Consider the following 20,317-nt stretch of genomic DNA (forward strand, 5'->3'; position numbering starts at 1 on the left):
ATCTCATGTTTTTGGATCTTTACCAAACACTGTAATTATGCTAAATACAAAAGCACAAAAAATAACCCAAATGAAACCTGCTACAAAGCCACCAAGAATATCAGACGGAAAATGCACGCCAAGGTAAATGCGACTAATACCAATACTAAATATAAGAAATATTAAAAGTGTAATTATGGTAAATTTTAAAAATCTATGAATTTTAAAACCATAAAACAGAAAAATTAGAAATCCGTAAAATGCCATAGCTGTCATGGCATGACCGCTTGGATAACTCAATGTTTTAACAGTTACTAAATGTTCTAATTCGGGTCTAGATCTATTTATAATTTGTTTTAAAATTAAATTAGAACTCAAGGCTAATAGCATCACCAAGCTTAACTGAATGACGTAGTTCCAACTTTTTAAAATTAGGTAGAATAATATAGTGCATAAAGTAAAAACTATTAAATAGCCATAGATATCGCCTACTTCAGTTATAAAGGTGAAATATTGTGTCAAGGATTCGGACCTGTACGATAAAATGAATCTAGTAACAGCAGTATCAAACTGCGCTATAGAATCCGTTTTTAGATTTTCAGTTAATTCAATAAATAGATTTATACCACCAATAATAAGAAATAACGCTAATCCTAAAATTAAGAAATAGGGTATTTGGTTCTGATATTTACTATGCCAATGTTTAAGAAGTTGCTTAAGTTGTTTAAGAGCAAATTTAATTAGTTTTAGCATAATGGCATGGCGAAATCTATAAGATATTAATCATTTTCTTTTGAAGCCCGTTTTTTTCTATCCTCGTCTGATTTCCCATATTGATTATAGTGATCTTTTTTTTGGGCACCTTTTTCGTTAGTTGCGTTTTGATGCAAGGTCTTTTCGTGCTCTGTTTTTGGATTTTCTTTGTTGTTTGTCATAATATATGAAATTAAATGATTGTGAAATTATTAAATAATCTATTCCTTTTAATTTTATAAAGTGGGGTTTTGAAAATTAATCAGTTACTATAAAAGCATGAATAACTCCAGGAATCCACCCAATTATTGTTAAAAGAATGCTAATTAAAAAAGCACTTCCTAAACCTTTTTGCATAAAAACAGATAAAGGCGGAAGTAAAATATTTAAAATGATAGTTAGTAATGACATAATAATTTAGTGTTTAAAGTTTAAATTAGCATAAAGATATTAGAATACTTGATGTTTTATTAACTGCATTCAATTCAACTTTAACTGTTTAAATTATTTTAAAACGAATTAAACCTACTTACTGAAATTTAAGAGCAACTGGTCAAGCACATTTTATTTTAGTCTAAAACACATTTGAATATCATGAAAATTTCTAACATTGTTATAGTATATAAAGGAAGCCTAACGGAAATAATAATATTTATATGAGTTATTATACGTGTGTTCTCAAGATTTGCTGAACATCCAAATTGTCTTTCTGGGGAATTATGAAATTATCTAAATCTGCAGGAGAGTTTATTTGTTCAGTATTATCAATAAACCCATATCCTAAATAAACTCCGTTTTTAATTAAAACAAATGCTTCCTCGTCAGATGTTCTACCTTTTCGCTTTATAACTTTATGTTCTTCAACTTTGGTTATAATTTCTAGCGCATCTTGAACCCGTTTATTGTAGTTACTTGGTTGTTCGTTATTAGTACAAACACCTTTGCAGGTTTTAATGTTATAATGGCAACATTGTGCTACACCTTCTTGTAAATGACAATATTTTGGGCATAACTCATACTTTGAGCAAAACGCTTCTAAAAACAAACGACATTCTCTAATATTATAAAAAACCTTAATCGGGTTTGGACAGGATTTTGCAGGGTTAAATGCTAAATGCATAATGCCATTCCGGTCCTGATAACTAAAGATTCCATAGCTTTTAGGATTGCGTTTAGCTTGCTTATTAAACTTCGGATAATGATGCTTAATAGCAGCGTCTTCCATTAAAAGTGCGAGTAATTCACTGCCAGCTAACTCAAAGTCAATATCTCTAGTTTCCCGACACATATCCAACGATTTTTGAGTTTTACTATAAAAGTGACTCAACACACGCTTTTTTAAATCCTTGGCTTTTCCTATATAGATTATTTCTCCTACTTTGTTTTTAAAATAATAAATACCAGCTGTATTGGGAATGGCATTGAAAACCGCTGTTGGTAGGTGGGATGGGAGTGTAGCCTCTCTGGACGATTTATTTAAAAAACTACTAAAAACGTTTCCTGTTTCATCTTTTTTCAATAACATATCAAATAGAACCACAGTGGCTTTGGCATCACCTCTTGCTCGGTGTCTGTCGGTTAAATTTATATCTAAACTTTTACACAATTTACCCAAACTGTAAGACGGAAATCCTGGAAATAATTTCCGAGACAATCTGACGGTGCATAATTTTTTTCGGTTGAAATCTAAATCTAATAATTTGAATTCATCGCGAATTACATTATAATCGAAATTCACATTATGAGCAACAAAAACGGTGTCTTCAGTTATGTTAAGAATGTCTTGAGCAACTTCTTCAAAAGTCGGTGCATTAGCCACCATGGCATTGTCGATTCCAGTTAAAGTTGTTATGTAAATGGGAATTAGGGTTTGCGGGTTTATCAAGGATGTAAACTCATCTATTACTTGATTTCCATCGTATTTAAATATGGATATTTCGGTAATTCTATTCGTTTGTCCAGTCGTTTCGACATCTATAATGGTATATATCATTTTAAATGTTTTTCTAATAATTTTAATTCTACGCCCAAATTGTTAAACATAGTCATAATACTGCTGATTTTTAATTCTTCTTGATCGTATTCTTGGGTGTTAATACTGCATGTAAATTCCCATAGCTCCAACACTTCATCTATAGGTATTTCATAAGGTTTGTAGAGTGGATTATCTGAAACCAACAGTAAACTATTTGTTTCTTTAATGTTGTTAATAACGCGCTTGTAAACCATACCGTCGTTTAGCGTTAATAAAACATAGGTTCGGTTGCTTGAAATATCACGCCTATCTTCAACAAATTTACCAACCACATAAGAGCCTTCTTTTAAAGGCAACATAGAATCTCCCTTAATAGGAAACGCACGGTGTTTTCCCGATGGTAAAAATGGCAATTTAATTTTCTGTAATTGCTCTATATATTCGGGGTCATCATAACCGGATAAATAACCAGCAGAAGCTTTAATGGGAACCACTTCAATTAAATTTTCATTGTCATCATCAACCGTTATGGGAAATAAAACACGGGTGTTTCCAATGTCAATAAAGGAGGTGTCTTTAGACTTGGTTAAATCGTTTTTTATTAGAATATCCACAGGAATTTTAAAGTAATTTGACAATTCAATAAGCATGTCAATAGATGGCGTAGAGCGACCTTCTTCATACGAACTAATTCGAGAACGTGTAATTTTTAAGTCGTCCGCAAATACTTCTTGCGTTAACCCCTTGAGATGCCGAAGATGACGAATATTTTTAGTAATCTTTTTCATAATGCTACAAATATAAGCAATAATTGCTTAATAATGTAGCTAACTTTGCAGTATGAAATGTGGTTGATAAAATATTTTAAATTCAATAGTATCTTAAACGATTCTATTTACTGCTTTAAGTCGATTGTATGTATTGAAGTTATAAGAGATTTAAATTTTTGGATGTTCCCATTTCGGCCTATCGAAGACTTATCGTAAAATTTGAAATGAAGATGGCGTGAAATTTCAGGCTGTTTGAGCACACAAAATCTTGAATTAAGGACCGTTTTAATGCGAGTTCCTGAAATTTAGCCATCAAATGATAAATTTAGATATAGGTTCGTAAGCCTAGACTTTTTTGTTTCTTTTTTGGGTAATGCAAAAAAGAAAAGGATAAAAGTTTATTTAGGCATTTTTTTTTCAATTAGTAAAAGTATTAATTGAAAACGGTCTATGATAATAAATATAAACACATGAAAAAGCAAATGTTACATCTGGATTTAGACACCTTTTTTGTGTCCTGTGAACGCCTGATTGATAGCCGATTACAAAAGCGACCATTGTTAGTTGGCGGAATTGGTGATAGAGGTGTGGTAGCAGCTTGTAGCTATGAAACCAGACGTTTTGGTGTGCATTCCGGTATGTCCATGAAAGTAGCCAGACGCTTATGTCCGGAAGCGGTTGTTATTAGAGGCGATTCATCTACCTACACCAAATATTCACACCTGGTGACTGAAATTATTAAAGAGCGCGTGCCTGTTTTTGAAAAAGCAAGTATTGATGAATTTTATGCCGATTTAAGCGGAATGGATAAATTTTTTGGGAGTTATAAATATGCTTCAGAATTGCGCCAGGAAATTATAAGAGAAACCGGATTGCCTATTTCGTTTGGGTTATCAGCCAATAAAATTGTGTCCAAAGTGGCTACAGGTGAAGCCAAACCGAATAATCAATTACGGATTGATATGGGTTTTGAAAAATCGTTTTTAGCACCATTATCTATTCGGAAAATTCCGTCTGTTGGCGAAAAAACCTATCAGATTTTACGGAATTTGGGAGTGGATAAAGTGCATGTGGTTCAGCAAATGCCTTTGGAAATGATGATAAGTGTTTTGGGTGCCAACGGTAAAACTATTTGGAAGCGTGCCAATGGTATTGATAATCCATCATTAATTCCGTTTCATGAGCGTAAATCTATTTCTACCGAGCGCACGTTTACCAAAGATACCATTGATGTGGTAAAATTACGAACCACTATTTTTGCCATGGCGGAAAATCTAGCGTTTCAGTTACGAAGAGCCGATAAGTTAACAGCTTGTATTGCTGTTAAAATCAGGTATTCCGATTTTAATACCTATACCAAACAAATTAAAATTCCCTACACCAGTGCAGACCATATTCTTGTGCCTGCGGTTTTGGAACTATTTGATAAACTGTACCAACGGCGTTTATTAATCCGTTTGGTAGGCGTTAAGTTCACCCATATTGTTACAGGAAACTATCAAATTAATTTGTTTGATGATACCGAAAACATGCTTAATTTATATAACGCTATGGATACCATTCGGAGTAAATATGGCGAATTAAGTATTCAGCGCGCCGCGTCCATGGGTGCAAAAACCATTGGACGTTTTAAAAATCCATTTAATGGCGAACCACCCGTAATTTTAGCACACCGTAAACACTAATGTATCTTAATTGTCACTCATATTATTCCTTGCGTTTTGGCACATTTTCAGAAGTTGATCTTTTGGAATTGGCTAAAGCAAATGGCGTGAAACATTTAACGTTAACCGATATTAATAATACATCGGCTTGTTTAAATTTTATTCGAAAAGCGAAAGATTATAACATAAAACCCGCTGTAGGAATCGATTTTAGAAATGGCGCAAAACAACAATTTGTAGGAATTGCAAAAAACAATGACGGCTTTCAGGAACTGAATACTTTTTTATCGGAATACGCACATCAAAAAAAGCGGCTTCCAGACCTGTCCCCAAAATTTGAGAATGCGTTTGTAATTTACCCGTTGGAACAAGTTATGCAACTTGAGAAAACCAAATTTGAAAATTTTGAGTTTATAGGTATCACTATTAATGACCTTAAAAAGTTACCCTTTACAATTTATAAGGATTATGAAGATAAACTGGTTATTCAACAACAAGTGACTATTCGGAATAAAAAAGATTTTAATGCACACCGTTTGTTGCGCGCCATTGATAATAATACTTTGTTGAGTAAATTATCAAAAACAGAGGAATGTAGTGAGCATGATAAAATGTATCCCGAAGCGGATTTAGCAGAAATTTTTCAATTGTTTCCATTTATTTTAGAAAACACGAAGCAATTATTAAATGCGTGTTCTGTTGAATTTAATTTTGGAGCGGATAGAATTTCTCAAAATCAAAGTTTGTATTTAGAATCAGAAGAAGCCGATTTTAATTACTTAAAGAAACTCTGCGAGCAGAAAATTTACAGACGTTACCCATATCCTTCCGAAAAAGTACGAGAACGTTTAGAAACCGAACTCAAAACGATTAAGGAGATGAGTTTTGTATCCTATTTTCTTATCAATTACGATATTGTGAGCTATTCAAAAAGTCAAGGGTACATTCATGTAGGAAGGGGAAGTGGTGCCAATAGTATTGTAGCGTACATTATAGGAATTACCGATGTAGATCCCATAGAATTGGATTTGTATTTTGAACGGTTTATTAATCCATTCCGAAAATCGCCACCTGATTTTGATATCGATTTCTCGTGGAAAGAGCGCAATGATATTACCGAATATATTTTTAAACGCTTTAAAAATGTCGCGCTATTAGCTGTTTATAACACCTTTAAATTCCGAGCGGTTGTTCGAGAATTAGGAAAGGTTTTTGGCATGCCAAAAGAAGAAATAGATAAAATATGTACCGGTAGATATCAAAAACCAGAATTTGATGAAATGGGTGCTTTGGTCATTAAGTATGGCGAATTAATTCAGGGTTTTCCTAATTATGTTAGTGTACATTCCTGTGGGATTTTAATATTAGATAAACCTATTCATTATTATTCAGCAACCAATATGCCACCAAAAGGATTTCCTACTGTGCAATTTGATATGATTATTGCCGAAGATGCTGGGATTTTTAAATTCGATATTTTAGGACAACGTGGATTAGCAAAAATTAAAGACACGTTAGAAATTATTAAATATAACAGACCCGAAGCACCCGAAATTGATATCACAGATGTTGAAAAATTTAAAACAGATCCCAAAGTAAATGCGCTATTAAAAAACGGAAAAGCCACAGGTGCTTATTATGTAGAATCGCCAGCCATGAGAGGTTTAATGTGTAAACTCCAAACCCAAGATTATTTAGGATTGGTGGCAGCAAGCTCCATAATCAGACCTGGCGTTTCGGGTTCAGGGATGAAACAAGAATTTATTAAACGCCAAAGACATCCAGAACGTCGGAAAGAAGCCAATCCGATATTGTTAAAGATTATGCCAGAAACCTATGGCATTATGGTATATCAAGAAGATGTGCTAAAAGTGGCTAATCAATTTGCAGGCTTAACTTTAGGAGAAGCCGATGTGTTGCGGCGTGGTATGAGTGGTAAATTTAGGTCGAGAGCCGAATTTCAAGCGGTTGAAGATAAATTTATAGCCAATTGTAAAACTAAAGGCTATACAGATGCATTAACACTGGAAGTTTGGGAGCAAATAAAAAGTTTTGCAGGCTATGCATTTGCAAAAGGACATTCGGCTTCTTATGCCGTGGAAAGTTATCAGAGTTTGTATTTAAAATGTTATTATCCGTTGGAATTTATGGTGGCTGTTTTAAATAATGGCGGCGGATTTTATAGCACCGAACATTATATTCATGAAACAAAAATGTGTCAGGGCATTATAAAAACACCCTGTATTAATAAAAGTGACCATCCCAATACAATAGAAGGAAACACGATTTATTTAGGCTTTGGTTATCTTAAAAATTTAGAAAGTTATACGGTAAAACGGATTTTAACCGAACGGCAGTTGTATGGTACATTTAAATCGTTGGATGATTTTATTGATCGCGTGGTGATTAGTATTGAACAATTAACCATTTTAATTAGAATTGGTGCGTTTAGTTTTACAGAAATCCCCAAATCCGAATTGCTTTGGAATGCTATTTTTAAGATAAATTCTAGTAAAGCAAAAACACCTCAAAAACAATTATTCAAACCAAACCATAAAGCCTTTACCTTGCCAACACTTAATTCCAGTTGGATAGAAGATGCTTATGACCAAATGGAATTATTGGGTTTCCCTTTGTGCAATTATTTTGATTTGATAAACGAACCCATTCAGGAACACATTAAAGCCAAAAACATGTTTCAATACCGAACTAAAAACGTGCTGTTATATGGTAAGTTGGTAAATACACGATTTCATAAAGGTGCTACAGGAAAGCTCATGCGGTTTTGCACATTTGTAGATGATGAAGGGTGTTATTTTGATACCGTACACTTTCATGATACGGTAGAAAAATATCCCATTCATGGCATTGGAATATATGCGTGTTATGGGAAAATAACCGAAGAATTTGATTTTTGCAGTGTTGAAATTATTTGGACTCAAAAAATGGCATTAAAACCAGATCCACGGTTAAACTAATTGGCTCTGCCAAAGGGTATAATTCCCTGAAAGTTGGCCTTAACATTAAAAGCTCATTTCTTACCAATGCCTCGTGGATTTCCCTTCAGGTAGTTTACTGTGTTTAACTTTCATAAGAAATATCCATGATTTCAAAAACCCGATCCTCTTTGACCAGTTTTAAAATAGCTTTTTCGCCTACCTTTTTATCCGTTAACAATCTCGCGATTGGTGAGATGAAGGAAATTTTACCTTTCGCAATATCGGCTTCATCCACACCAACTATTTGATATTTTTGAAACGTTTTGGCACTTCCAATTTTAAGGGTAATTAATGCGCCAAACCGAATTTCATCTTGCGGTTGTTTAGCTAAATCAACAATTTTTGCAGTGGTTATTCTATTTGTTAGTAATTGCAATTTGGCGTTTATATGGTTTATGGCAATACGTCTTTCTTTTTCGTTTGTAGTATTTAAGTGTTCTTTTTCATCCGCAAAGGCTTGTTTTTCCACCAATAATTCATCCATCCCATTTGGAGTCACGTAGTTTGTTACACCTTCAGGCAAATCTGCTCGTGGTGCTACAAAAGGTATGTCTTCTTGGTCATCTTCTTTTACAAATCCTCTACTCATAATTTATGTACGTTTTTGTTTTCCTAATTCAATAAGATAAAACTATTTTTTTAATTAGCCGAACCCTGCATTCAATGTTTTTTGGTGGCAGAATAATTAGGTAATATTTTCCAAAAAAAAAGGCTGTAAATAAAAATTCACAGCCTTTTTTTAATAATTAAGGAAAATTTAATAAACCATAACGCTAGACTCTTGATTTCCGCTTCTTCATTTTTTTATCTTCCATTTTCTTTAAAATCTTCTCTTGTTTCCTATCGTTTAATTCTGCTTTTGTAAGCTTCTTTCTTAATTTAGCCATGATATTGTTATTTTAATTTTAGGTAAAAAATAGAACATCGTTTTAACTCCATATTTATACGTTATTTTAATGCGAGCACAGGTATTCAGGATGTTTAAATTGAAAAATTTCTGTATTAAATAATGTAAAGGAGTTGTTCAGGCACACGCGCTATGCCTGACTAATTCAGGAAGATAATTTGGCGTTTTGGAGATAATTCAAAATAGAGATAACCACCAAAAAACCTGCTCACGAAATTTTCGTAAAAAATAATTAGGCAGTTTGTTTCAATTAGATTCATAATCTCTATTCTCACAGCAATTTATTTGCCATTAATAGGTAAACATAGCCCTTATATTCCAATTAAGCAAATTTAGAGCAAACGGTTGTTAACGCCGTTTACTATTGGCATTTTATAAACGTTGTTTCTTGTAATTTGCCCAATATGTTTCTTTTTAAAACTAGAAATTGGTACTTGGTGCCAAAAGCTATTTCCGTGAATTTTTAATGCTCATTTCCGTACTTAAAATTTTATCAACTGCTTGTCTATATTTTGCTGGATTTGAAGCTTTTTTTATAGCTTTATATACTTTTTGCGGATTGGAAGTCGATTGCGAAAAGAATTCCCAAAAACCGAGCATTTTCATTTTTATAGGTGTTGGTCCAGACAAGTATTCATCGTATTGCTGATAAATAGTATCATGAAATTTAGAAAATATTTCCCACCTATTTTCAGGATAGTCTGTGGTGTCATTTTTTATCATACTTGGTAAAAACGGATCGGCAATTAGGCCGCGCCCAATCATAAAATGATCAATACTCGGAAAGCGTTTTTTCATGGCTTTAAAAGCAGAAACACTAGTAATATCACCATTGTAATACAATTTGTGCTTGGTGCTACTAATGCATTTTTCAAACGCATCTAAATCTACAGGGCCTTTATAAAGTTGCTTGCCAATTCTAGCATGTATGGCAATGTTCTTAAGCGGATACTTGTCTAAAATAGGAAAAGCATCTAAAATTTCTTCAGCATGTTCATAGCCCATACGCATTTTCATAGATACTAAAATATCCGTTTCATTATGCGCTCTGTGTAAAACTTCGTCAATTCGTGACGGGTTACAAATTAAACCTGAACCCATTCCAGACTTGGTAACCATGGGATAAGGACAACCTAAATTCCAGTTTAGCTCCTTGTAACCTAAACTTTGAACATATTTGATAACAAATAAAAATTCATCTGGATCATTGGTCATTACTTGCGGAATAACTTCTATAGTCGCATTGTTTTCTGGTAATAAATCATTTTGATAAGATTGCTTAATTTTCAGTTTGCCATTAAGCTTAATATAAGGCGCATAAAACGTATCAATACCACCGAAGTACTGATTGAAAGCATTGCGAAACCTGAAATCTGTAAAACCCTGCAAAGGTGATGAAAGAAGCGTATGAGCCATGATGTTATTTAGTTGTGCAAAGATAGGTTTTTTGCTTTATGGTTTGGATTTATAAATATAATATGATACCATTTTAAGCAACTTATTTTAAGGTACGCTATCTTTGCACGACGCCATCTCAAATCCTATTTATTACACCACCCTTTACGCAGCTAAATACAGCCTATCTTGCAACGACTTTGCTGGCTTGTTGTAAAGTGAGTCCGTAACCTTGATTGCGTTCATCAAAACTACTATCACGCTCATAAAGTTTAAACGGAATTCCACAAAGGATGCGAGCCACAGCAAGCGCTACACCACCAATGCCATCAACAATAATAGCCGCGTGTGGATAATTTTTAGTATCGGTTTGAGGTGTATGTCGCGCTGAAACCAAACCAGAACCCGAACACTTCAAGCAGAAGTAGAGGTGACCTCTAGGACGAATTGGAGTTGTTTCTTTGCTAATTATTTTTTTTACCACGTCCATGACATTCAGGGCAAACGGTATCCTTAACGGAATTGATTTTGGAGTTAATCATTTTATTCAAGGTGCATTTTGGAATAAGCTAAATACTACTTGCTGTTTTCTGCTACTGGTGAAATCATAATATGTGCTCTATGCGTTCCTGGATTCATAATCCAAGGATGATTTTGAGCAATTGGAACTTCTGGTAAACCTGTAGATTCTGCTGTTGCGTATGGCATATAAACGACATAGCGAAGTTTCGCGTTTTCAACTTTACTTGTTTCAGGATCATAATCCGTATCAGGACCATAGTAAATGTGCAAGGTTGACCCAATGGTCATTTTAAGTTTTCCCGATTTCACTTCTTCTTCACGAATATCAAATATTTCTTGATGGTTTTTTCCTTCCGCTTTCAAAGCGCGCCCTCTTGCCATGTATGGCTCAAGATCTTTATGATACGCTGCGGCACTGAATCCATTTTTATTCGGATCGTCAGCAAGAATAATAAATTCATTGTTACCTTCTCTTAAGGTCACAAATTCACCAGCCATATTGTATCCTATAATTTTAGCGCCAGATCGGCTTACTTCAGGAGCAGCCATTAATGCGGTTGCAATTAGTGCTTCGTCTGAATCAATTTTTTTTAATTGTTTATTGACTTTATTTGTTACGCTATCTGTAGGCTTTTTAATTTCAGAAGATTCTTCATTTACCGGTTTCGTTTTGTCTGATGAGTTACAAGAAATTAGAATTCCTGCAAATAGTAATGTTGTAATAATACGTTTCATATTATATTGGTTTTTTCGTGTTGACTTAATGAATCTATACAATCAGACTTAAATAGTAAATTGCATCTTTATGATAAAGGCAAGATACTAAATCTTTAATTTCTTTGCGTGGACTATCTCTTTTTAACGTTCATGCATTTTTATCTGCTTTGATCAATTAACGATGTTGTAATGCGTATTTTTGCAAATTGTATTACCTAATAGAAAACATGCGACATTTAAAAAAAACATCAGATAAAAAGGATAACTCACAGCCGAGAGTCACCATGAAACAGGCTTTTAAAACCATAATTTGGCCAAGACGAAATTTGGTTTTTATTGGTCTCCTTTTGATTGTAATCAGAAGTTTATCGGGTTTGGTTCTACCATGGCAAAGTAAAGTTTTACTAGATGAGGTGGTTCCAAATAAAGATACGTCGCAATTATACACCTTAATCGCCATTGTAATTGGTGCTATAACCATACAAGCCGTAACGTCCTTTTTATTAACTAGAATATTAAGCGTTCAAGCGCAATATTTAATCAGCGAATTACGATCAAAAGTTCAGAAAAAGGTGCTTTCGCTGCCAATTAGTTTTTTTGATAATACCAAATCTGGTGCTTTAGTGTCTAGAATTATGAGCGATGTGGAAGGTGTCAGAAATTTAATTGGAACCGGTTTGGTGCAATTAGTTGGTGGTTCATTTACAGCTGTTGTATCCTTAATAATTTTAATAAAACTGAACGCTTGGATGACCTTGTTCGTGTTTGTGCCATTATCCATATTTGGTTATATCGCCTTGCGTGCCTTCAAATTTATTCGTCCAATTTTTAGAGCCCGTGGTAAAATTAATGCCGAAGTTACAGGCAGATTAACAGAAACTCTGGCTGGCGTTCGTGTAATAAAAGCGTTTAATGCTGAAGAACAAGAAAACACGGTTTTTGAAAAAGGAGTTGATAAATTATATCAAAACGTCAAAAAGAGTTTAACAGCAACCGCTTTAATGACGAGTTCTTCCACGTTTTTAATTGGTGTGGCAACTACTGGAATAATGGGAATGGGTGGTTATTATATGATGATAGGTGAAATGACCACAGGTGATTTTTTATTCTTCACATTAATCCTTGGTTTCATGATTGCTCCAATTGTACAAATGAGTAATATAGGAAGTCAATTAACGGAAGCCCTTGCTGGATTAGATAGAACGGAAGAGCTTATGAATATGACGGCTGAAGAGGATAACAAAGCTAGACATATTGAATTGAATACCATAAAAGGAGCTATTGAATTTGATGACGTATCTTTTTCATATGAAGAAGGCAAAAACGTATTACACAACATCAGCTTTAAAGCGCCTGCTGGTTCTGTAACGGCTTTGGTTGGAAGTTCTGGTTCTGGAAAATCCACTATTGCGGGACTTTCAGCAACGTTTTTAACACCAAAATCTGGTAAAGTGACCATTGATAATCACGATTTATCACAGGTTAAATTAAGTAGTTTCCGGAAGTATTTAGGTGTCGTGCTGCAAGACGAATTTTTATTTGAAGGTAGCATTCGTGAGAACATCATGTTTCCAAGACCCAATGCCACTGAAGCCGATGTACAAAAAGCGGTAAAAGCCGCTTATGTCAATGAATTTACGGATCGTTTTGATGACGGTTTAGAAACCTTAATAGGCGAGAGAGGTGTGAAATTATCTGGTGGTCAACGACAACGTTTAGCTATTGCTCGTGCTATTTTAGCAAACCCAAACATTATTATTTTAGATGAAGCGACGTCTAGTTTAGATACCGAAAGTGAAGCGCTAATTCAAAAAAGTTTAAATGAATTAGTTAAAAACAGAACCACTATTGTTATTGCTCACCGATTAAGTACCATTAGAAAAGCAGACCAAATTTTAGTCATAGAAGCTGGACATATACTGGAACGTGGTACACATGACCAATTGATAGCTAAAGAAGGCAGATATTATGAATTATACACGTATCAGGCTAAAATTTAACAGGTTGAAAAGAATAGAAACCGAAATATATTCTGAATTTAGAAAACAATTCCATTTCACACAATCTATGTATAGAACGCTATCTTTGCATCATGCCATCTAAAATCCTATTTATTACGCCACCCTTTACGCAGTTAAATACAGCCTATCCTGCAACGGCTTATTTAAAAGGGTTTTTAGAAGAACAACAAATATCTGTTGCACATTGCGATTTGAGTATCGAGCTGTTTACCGCCATTTTTACGAGCGAATTCCTACAGCTTATGTTTCAGGAAGCAGCAGACATGGAAAACGATCAATATCCGGAAATGAACAGGATGAAACACCGCTACATTTCAAGAGTTGATGCTGTTCTCGCATTTCTTCAGAAACAAGATATTAAAACGGCCCATAAAATTTTAGAACCACATTTTTTACCTTTGGGACATAGGCTTTCCAAAGCGAATACAGAAATTATATGGGAAGTTGGAGACGTAGGTATTATAGACAAAGCCAAGCATTTTGGAACCCTTTTTATTGAAGAAATAGGCGATTTTATACAAGCCAACGTGGACGAGTTTTTCGCGTTTACTAAATATGCGGAACAAATTGGAACATCTGCGAGTAGTTTTGATCAATTGGATGAGTTTTTAAGTTACCAACCAACAATTATTGAAGAGAAAATGTTGGATATTTTAGTAGAACAAATTGAAACCGAAACACCCAATTTAGTTTGTTTTACCATTCCATTTCCAGGGAATTTATTTGCTGCTTTGCGTTGTGCACAATTTATAAAACAGCTTTTTCCAGATATTCATGTGGCTTTTGGTGGTGGCTATTGCAATACCGAATTACGATCGCTTACAGATCCACGGATTTTTGAATTTGTGGACTTTATATCATTGGATGATGGCGAAGGTCCTTTACTTAAAATGGTTAATTATCTGGAAGGTCATATTTCTATAGATGATTTAGAACGCACATTTGTTTTAGAACAGGAGGCCGTTAGCTATAAAAATAAAGTTCCAAACACTATTTATCATCATAGAAATCTACCGGCACCAGATTATTCCGGATTACCTTTTGATAAGTATGTGTCTTTTTTAGATGTTGTAAATCCTATGCATAGAATGTGGACGGATGCAAGATGGAATAAATTAACCATTTCTCATGGTTGTTACTGGAAGCAATGCACGTTTTGCGATGTGAGCTTGGATTATATTGGAAACTATCAAAACACAACAGCTGAAGATTTAGTTGATAAAATTGAAAAAATAATAAAAGACACCGGTATAACCAGTTTCCATTTTGTTGATGAAGCGGCTCCGCCTAAAATGCTCCGTGCGTTATCTAATACCTTACTAGAAAGAGGTGTAAATATTACGTGGTGGACAAATATTAGGTTCGAAAAAACCTTCAATTTTGAATTGTGTCAGCTCATGGCAAAATCGGGTTGTATTGCGGTAACTGGCGGACTGGAAGTGGCTTCAGATAGATTATTGTCCAAAATGAAAAAAGGTGTGGATATTGCCCAAGTTACACGCGTAACTCATAATTTTTCTCAAAACAATATCATGGTCCATGCCTATTTAATGTATGGATTTCCAACTCAAACGGAGCAAGAAACCATCGATTCTTTAGAAGTGGTAAAACAGTTATTTGAACGCAACTGTATTCAGTCTGCATATTGGCATCAATTTACAACCACTATTCACAGTCCCATTGGTCAGAATCCAGAAGCGTTTGGAATAGAAATAACAGGACCTGTTTTTGAAGGATTTGCTAAAAATGATTTATACCACCAAGATCCGAAAGGTGCTAATCATCCTATATATACCAAAGGGTTAAACTTGGCGCTACATAATTATTTAAATAAGGCAGGTTTTGAAAAGAGTATGTCAAGTTGGTTTGATTTTCCGGTTCCTAACACCACACATCCAAAAGATTTGATTGCGAGTTTCTTGGATTAGCAGGCGGTAATGATCAACCAGGATTTGAATATGGTTGTTGTGCTATTCATGCATTTAACTTATTCGCTTTTCTTGCACTTTATGATTTTTACAATTCTATTAATTACAATTTGCGATAAATTCCAATTGTATCCATCAAAATTGGTCGTGTTCATAAATTGCACAACAACTGTATCTATCTCATTATGGTATTCCGCAAGACATTGATAGCCTGGAAGTAAACCACCATGTTCATAAACGTAAGAGTAAATTTCCTGTTCACCTTCATTAAATACAGTGCCATCATTCAGGGCGCGTAAAAATATACCAACATCCTGTGCTGTAGCAATCATTAAACCAGAATAATCCGTTTTTATGTCATTTTCTATTCCCACATAATACCCGCTCATAACATCGTCTATATTTACATCGTGTAGGGAGCCGAAGGTATTGTTGAGGTTGAGCGGAATTAATATTTCTTCTTTAATATATTGTTGATGGCTATAACCCACAACTTTATCTATTAGATCGGAGATTAGCATATAATTAGTGTTGGAATATTCATACCCTTTATCTGGTTTAAAACTAGCTGGTAAATCAAGCGCATATTCCAACTTTTCTTGCCTAGTTTCTGGTGGATTAACCCAATAATTTGGAAAATTGGTAAAATTTGGAATGCCACTTCGATGTTGCAACATCATTCGCAACGTAATTTCATTGGCATTTTCAATTCTTCCAATGAGTTCTGGAAAGTAGTCCGCTAAAGTTTTATCCAAGGACAAACGCTTTGCTTTTATTAATTTGGTTGCAGCTACGGCAACAAATAATTTGGTAATGCTACCAATTTTGAACAAAGCATCTGGTTTGGCCGGAATTTTATTTTCTCGGTCGTGCCAACCAGCAGTATAAAATTTAGGAGGTTTGCCTGCTTCGTCTACATAAACAATCATGCCATCAACGCCATGGGTAATAGCTTCTTCTACTTGTTCCTGAACCGTATCAGGCAGTGGTAATATCCATGCCTTGACCAAAACCCAAGGTACGAACCATAGGGAACTTATACTTGCAATAATAAAAAGTATTCTAAATGTGCGTTTTGGTTGTTTCTTGTTCATAATATTATTTCCTTTTAACACCAAAATTTCGTTGTTTTACAAGTGTGCTTCCTAGACACGGATTTCCAAACTACTGAAAGGTGTCTGTTATATAAGAGGTATTTTGGTTAATAGTATCACTTACTTTCCACAGAATGGTGTTTTGAGAATTCCCTTGAAAGCTTAATAGAAATAGAGAAATGATTAAAGAACTTCTTTTCATTTGTACAAAAGATTGTTAATGGATTATTTGATTTAAAAAATCGCCAAGATGAACTTGGTTACGCTTTATCATTTCGGATTTGGCTATTTCAAAATCTACCGCTTGCCTGTTTTGCGAGAGTTTAAATTTACCTTCCCAATGGGTAATTGTAATTTTAAAACCTGATACATAGGGAAGATATGTGTCCATATCTGGATCATCTTTATCTAATGTGTAGTTGTGATGCGGTTGCTCTAAAAACTCTGTCATAGCAACCATAGTTTGCTTAATGCTTTCTGGGTCTTCAATTTCTGAAACGACGCCTTCAACGTGCACTTTTACATAATTCCAAGTTGGTAACTGTTTGGTTGTATAAATACTTGGTGAAATATAACATTGTGGTCCCGAAAAGATAACAGTTACCTTATTATGGTTTTTCAGTAACGCGGCATGTGGATTATGTGCATCCAGATGACCAATTAACTCGTTGTTTTTATAAATTAATGGAATATGGGTTATTAACGGTTCGTTGTTTGAAACTGAAATAACAGTTGCCAACGGATAAGCATGTATCACATGAATTAAATGCTTTTTATTACTATCTTGATGTTGTTTTGGTGGATAACTCAAAATTTTGGTTTTGCTTTTACGGATTTATTTAAGTGACTAATTAATTGCAGTTGAAATTTACAATATTTATCTTTAACCTATGCCAGAAAAAGCACCCTCAATATCCATTAAAAATTGGTCGCAGGACGATCAGCCTCGCGAAAAACTGCGCGACAAAGGTAAAGCTGCTTTAAGTGATGCCGAATTGGTTGCCATTATTATAGGTTCTGGCAATCGGGATGAAAGCGCTTTGGATTTATGCAAGCGTATTTTAGCAAGTGTGGATAATAATTTAAATCAGTTGGGTAAGTTAAGTATTAAACAACTTATGGATTTCAAAGGTATTGGTGAAGCAAAAGCCATATCTATTGCAGCTGCCATGGAGTTGGGTAGAAGACGTAGAGGTGAAGAAGCTCTGGAACGTAAAAAAATTACATCCAGTGTGTCCGTTTTTGAACTCATGCAACCTATTATAGGCGAATTACCACATGAGGAATTCTGGATTATTTATTTAAATAATGCCAACAAGGTCATTCAAAAACAACAATTGAGTAAAGGTGGAATTACAGGAACTTTGGTAGATGTAAGATTGGTACTTAAAAATGCATTAGAGTTTGGAGCGGTAGGAATAATACTAGCACACAACCATCCGTCGGGAACCTTAAAACCTAGCGAAGCCGATAAGCAAATTACACAAAAATTAAAAAAAGCAGGCGAAAGTTTAGATATTAAAGTATTGGATCATCTTATAGTAACAGAAAAGGCCTATTTTAGCTTTGCAGATGATAACTTACTGTAATGATTCTCATATACACGCCCAACATAACACCACGAATTAAGTATGCATTTAAGCATATTTTTACCCGTATCTTAAAGGTTCCAGTTTCATTTACAAGCACTGTAGAAGCGTTTATTTCCCATAATTCCATTAAAATTTCCTACGCCAAACAACCACTAGGAAACGAGTTATTTATAAAAAGTCATGAACTTCTTTTTGAACAAGGCTTATCAGATGTTGAGGTGCAAGTACATGATTGGGAGGAAACCAAATGTTTTTTTACAACCAACGATAAGAGCTGTATACCTTTTGATATGTTTGCGGCTACGTTTTACTTATTAAGTCGCTATGAAGAGTATTTACCACATGTAAAAGATGAATATGGTCGTTTTACGGCTGAAGAAAGTTTAGCCTTTAAATATGGATTTCTCCATCAGCCAGTAGTGGATATTTGGGCCTATAAATTCAAACAAATATTAGAGAATCAATACCCGGATTTTGTGTTTCCAAATAAAACCTATGCCGTAAAACCAATTATTGATGTGCCTTCAGCATTCAGTTTTAAAGCGAAAGGTTTAATGCGCACAATTGGTGGTACGCTTAAGGATTTATTAAGCTTTAAATTTCACAGATTATATATGCGTTTTATGGTGTTATTGGGATTTAAACACGATCCAGATGATACGTTTAAATATATTATAAATCGGCAAAAACAGCGTAAAAATAAATTTTTGTTTTTCTTTTTAATAGGTGATTATTCCACATATGATAAAGGGGTAAATGCACAAAAAGAAAGAATTTATATCCCTAATAAAACAAGTGGCAGACTATTGCCAAGTGGGACTTAAAGCATCATTTTTTGCTTTGGATAATATGGCTATTCTGAAGAAGGAAAAGCTCCGGATGGAATCTATTTTAAACACGTCATTATTAGCATCTAGACAATCTTTCTCTAAATTAAATTTGCCTATTTCCTATAGGAATTTGGTGGAATTAGAAATTTTGGAAGATTATACCATGGGTTATGTTAATTACAGCGGTTTCCGAGCAGGAACCTGTACGCCATTTTTCTTTTATGATTTGGATTTTGAAATTCAAACGCCGCTAAAGATAACGGCATACCACGTTATGGATTATACGCTTTTAAAGCATAATTCGTTACTGGATAAAAAGGAATCTCTGTTGCGTGTAATTAACCAAGTGAAGCAAGTAAATGGTGAGTTTGTATCTGTTTTTCATAACTATACGTTTAGTGATTTAGAACGCTGGAGGGGCTTTAAAGAATTGTTTAATATGATATTAGATTCAGCAAATGAAGATTAACGGCATTACAGATATTTTTTTCGATTTAGATCATACACTTTGGGATTTTGATAAAAATTCAGCTTTAGCATTTCAGAAAATTTTCAACACTCATAACATAGATGTTGATATTCATGATTTTCTAAAAGTTTACGAGCCCATAAATTTAAGCTATTGGAAATTGTATAGAGAGGATCAGATTGATAAAGAATCATTGCGATATAGACGTTTAAAAGAAAGTTTTGATGCTATAAACGCCATAATTCATGACGATATTATTAATCAATTGGCTATAGATTATATTGTAAGTTTACCAACATTTAATCATTTGTTTGATGGTACTTTTGATTTGTTAAATTATTTACAACCGCATTATAAAATGCATATAATTACCAATGGTTTCCAGGAGGCACAAGATAAAAAGATGGAACAATCCAAAATATCAAAATACTTTAAAACCGTTACCAATTCTGAACTAGCAGGCGTTAAAAAACCCAATCCTATAATTTTTGATTATGCCATTAATAAAGCCGAAGCCGATAAATCCAAGAGCTTAATGATTGGTGATAATTTGGAAGCTGATGTGTTAGGAGCGTTAAATTTTGGTATGGATGCTATTTGTTTTAACTATCATGGACTGAAAATTGATAGTAGTATAAAACAAGTTACAAATTTGATGGATTTAAAAGCCTATTTATAATTTTAATGTATCTTTAATATTTA

General features: G+C 34.1%; 20 protein-coding genes. 8 read left to right on the forward strand and 12 right to left on the reverse strand.

Annotation, left to right across the window (positions count from 1 at the left end; translation table 11 throughout):
• Nucleotides 1-3: 3 nt before the first annotated feature.
• The 5 genes from GMA17_RS00555 to GMA17_RS00575 form a co-directional block, all read right to left on the reverse strand.
• On the reverse strand, nucleotides 4-732 hold the full coding sequence (locus GMA17_RS00555) for a phosphatase PAP2 family protein (RefSeq protein ID WP_248397961.1): 729 nt from the start codon (nucleotides 730-732) through the stop codon (nucleotides 4-6).
• Between the two features lie 26 nt (nucleotides 733-758).
• Nucleotides 759-914, reverse strand: coding sequence for a hypothetical protein (locus GMA17_RS00560; RefSeq protein WP_248397963.1), 156 nt, complete (start codon nucleotides 912-914; stop codon nucleotides 759-761).
• A 76-nt stretch (nucleotides 915-990) separates the two neighbouring features.
• On the reverse strand, nucleotides 991-1,143 hold the full coding sequence (locus tag GMA17_RS00565) for a YqaE/Pmp3 family membrane protein (protein ID WP_248397966.1): 153 nt from the start codon (nucleotides 1,141-1,143) through the stop codon (nucleotides 991-993).
• A gap of 253 nt (nucleotides 1,144-1,396) precedes the next feature.
• Complete coding sequence (locus GMA17_RS00570) at nucleotides 1,397-2,725, reverse strand: exonuclease domain-containing protein (protein WP_248397969.1); 1,329 nt, start codon at nucleotides 2,723-2,725, stop codon at nucleotides 1,397-1,399.
• Complete coding sequence (locus GMA17_RS00575; protein WP_248397971.1) at nucleotides 2,722-3,495, reverse strand: LexA family transcriptional regulator; 774 nt, start codon at nucleotides 3,493-3,495, stop codon at nucleotides 2,722-2,724. Before GMA17_RS00575 ends, GMA17_RS00570 begins: the two co-directional genes overlap by 4 nt.
• Before the next feature lie 452 nt (nucleotides 3,496-3,947).
• Here GMA17_RS00575 and GMA17_RS00580 point away from each other — a divergent pair, with 452 nt between their 5' ends.
• Nucleotides 3,948-5,162, forward strand: a complete 1,215-nt coding sequence (locus GMA17_RS00580; RefSeq protein ID WP_248397974.1) for a DNA polymerase IV — start codon at nucleotides 3,948-3,950, stop codon at nucleotides 5,160-5,162.
• Nucleotides 5,162-8,119: a DNA polymerase III subunit alpha gene (locus GMA17_RS00585; RefSeq protein ID WP_248397977.1), complete on the forward strand. Its 2,958-nt coding sequence runs from the start codon at nucleotides 5,162-5,164 to the stop codon at nucleotides 8,117-8,119. Before GMA17_RS00580 ends, GMA17_RS00585 begins: the two co-directional genes overlap by 1 nt.
• A gap of 103 nt (nucleotides 8,120-8,222) precedes the next feature.
• Here GMA17_RS00585 and GMA17_RS00590 read toward each other — a convergent pair whose 3' ends face one another.
• The 4 genes from GMA17_RS00590 to GMA17_RS00605 all read right to left on the reverse strand — a co-directional run bounded on the left by GMA17_RS00590 (nucleotide 8,223) and on the right by GMA17_RS00605 (nucleotide 11,699).
• Nucleotides 8,223-8,729, reverse strand: a complete 507-nt coding sequence (locus GMA17_RS00590; RefSeq protein WP_248397979.1) for a GreA/GreB family elongation factor — start codon at nucleotides 8,727-8,729, stop codon at nucleotides 8,223-8,225.
• 765 nt (nucleotides 8,730-9,494) lie between these two features.
• Nucleotides 9,495-10,463 (reverse strand): tRNA-dihydrouridine synthase, encoded by a 969-nt coding sequence (locus GMA17_RS00595; RefSeq protein WP_248397983.1) that lies wholly within the window; start codon nucleotides 10,461-10,463, stop codon nucleotides 9,495-9,497.
• A 163-nt stretch (nucleotides 10,464-10,626) separates the two neighbouring features.
• Entirely contained in the window at nucleotides 10,627-10,932 is a 306-nt protein-coding gene (locus GMA17_RS00600; protein ID WP_371922401.1) for a hypothetical protein, read from the reverse strand.
• Nucleotides 10,933-11,018: 86 nt separating this feature from the next.
• Nucleotides 11,019-11,699 (reverse strand): hypothetical protein, encoded by a 681-nt coding sequence (locus GMA17_RS00605; protein ID WP_248397986.1) that lies wholly within the window; start codon nucleotides 11,697-11,699, stop codon nucleotides 11,019-11,021.
• 209 nt (nucleotides 11,700-11,908) lie between these two features.
• On the opposite strand from GMA17_RS00605, the gene GMA17_RS00610 reads away from it, so the two are divergent.
• Together GMA17_RS00610 and GMA17_RS00615 are read left to right on the forward strand one after the other, a co-directional pair.
• The gene (locus GMA17_RS00610; protein WP_248397989.1) at nucleotides 11,909-13,681 is read left to right on the forward strand and encodes an ABC transporter ATP-binding protein; all 1,773 of its coding nucleotides are present in this window, start codon (nucleotides 11,909-11,911) and stop codon (nucleotides 13,679-13,681) included.
• A 92-nt stretch (nucleotides 13,682-13,773) separates the two neighbouring features.
• On the forward strand, nucleotides 13,774-15,630 hold the full coding sequence (locus tag GMA17_RS00615; RefSeq protein WP_248397991.1) for a radical SAM protein: 1,857 nt from the start codon (nucleotides 13,774-13,776) through the stop codon (nucleotides 15,628-15,630).
• A 59-nt stretch (nucleotides 15,631-15,689) separates the two neighbouring features.
• Here GMA17_RS00615 and GMA17_RS00620 read toward each other — a convergent pair whose 3' ends face one another.
• The 3 genes from GMA17_RS00620 to GMA17_RS00625 form a co-directional block, all read right to left on the reverse strand.
• The gene (locus GMA17_RS00620) at nucleotides 15,690-16,724 is read right to left on the reverse strand and encodes a serine hydrolase (RefSeq protein ID WP_248397994.1); all 1,035 of its coding nucleotides are present in this window, start codon (nucleotides 16,722-16,724) and stop codon (nucleotides 15,690-15,692) included.
• 70 nt (nucleotides 16,725-16,794) lie between these two features.
• Entirely contained in the window at nucleotides 16,795-16,926 is a 132-nt protein-coding gene (locus GMA17_RS15370; protein WP_256476097.1) for a hypothetical protein, read from the reverse strand.
• A gap of 15 nt (nucleotides 16,927-16,941) precedes the next feature.
• A complete protein-coding gene (locus tag GMA17_RS00625; protein ID WP_248397997.1) occupies nucleotides 16,942-17,535 on the reverse strand; it encodes an FMN-binding negative transcriptional regulator in 594 nt (197 codons plus the stop codon).
• Between the two features lie 79 nt (nucleotides 17,536-17,614).
• On the opposite strand from GMA17_RS00625, the gene radC reads away from it, so the two are divergent.
• The 4 genes from radC to GMA17_RS00645 are packed head-to-tail and all read left to right on the forward strand — an operon-like array spanning nucleotide 17,615 to nucleotide 20,294.
• The gene (gene radC, locus GMA17_RS00630) at nucleotides 17,615-18,313 is read left to right on the forward strand and encodes a DNA repair protein RadC (protein WP_248398000.1); all 699 of its coding nucleotides are present in this window, start codon (nucleotides 17,615-17,617) and stop codon (nucleotides 18,311-18,313) included.
• Nucleotides 18,313-19,140 carry a hypothetical protein gene (locus GMA17_RS00635; RefSeq protein ID WP_248398003.1) on the forward strand — a complete coding sequence of 276 codons (828 nt, stop codon included), beginning with the start codon at nucleotides 18,313-18,315 and terminating at the stop codon, nucleotides 19,138-19,140. Before radC ends, GMA17_RS00635 begins: the two co-directional genes overlap by 1 nt.
• Nucleotides 19,112-19,615, forward strand: a complete 504-nt coding sequence (locus GMA17_RS00640; protein WP_248398006.1) for a polysaccharide deacetylase family protein — start codon at nucleotides 19,112-19,114, stop codon at nucleotides 19,613-19,615. Before GMA17_RS00635 ends, GMA17_RS00640 begins: the two co-directional genes overlap by 29 nt.
• Nucleotides 19,605-20,294, forward strand: coding sequence for a YjjG family noncanonical pyrimidine nucleotidase (locus GMA17_RS00645; protein WP_248398009.1), 690 nt, complete (start codon nucleotides 19,605-19,607; stop codon nucleotides 20,292-20,294). Before GMA17_RS00640 ends, GMA17_RS00645 begins: the two co-directional genes overlap by 11 nt.
• Nucleotides 20,295-20,317 lie beyond the last annotated feature (23 nt).

This window comes from Bizionia sp. M204, assembly GCF_023205095.1.
Taxonomy (GTDB): Bacteria; Bacteroidota; Bacteroidia; order Flavobacteriales; family Flavobacteriaceae; genus Algorimicrobium; species Algorimicrobium hallyeonense.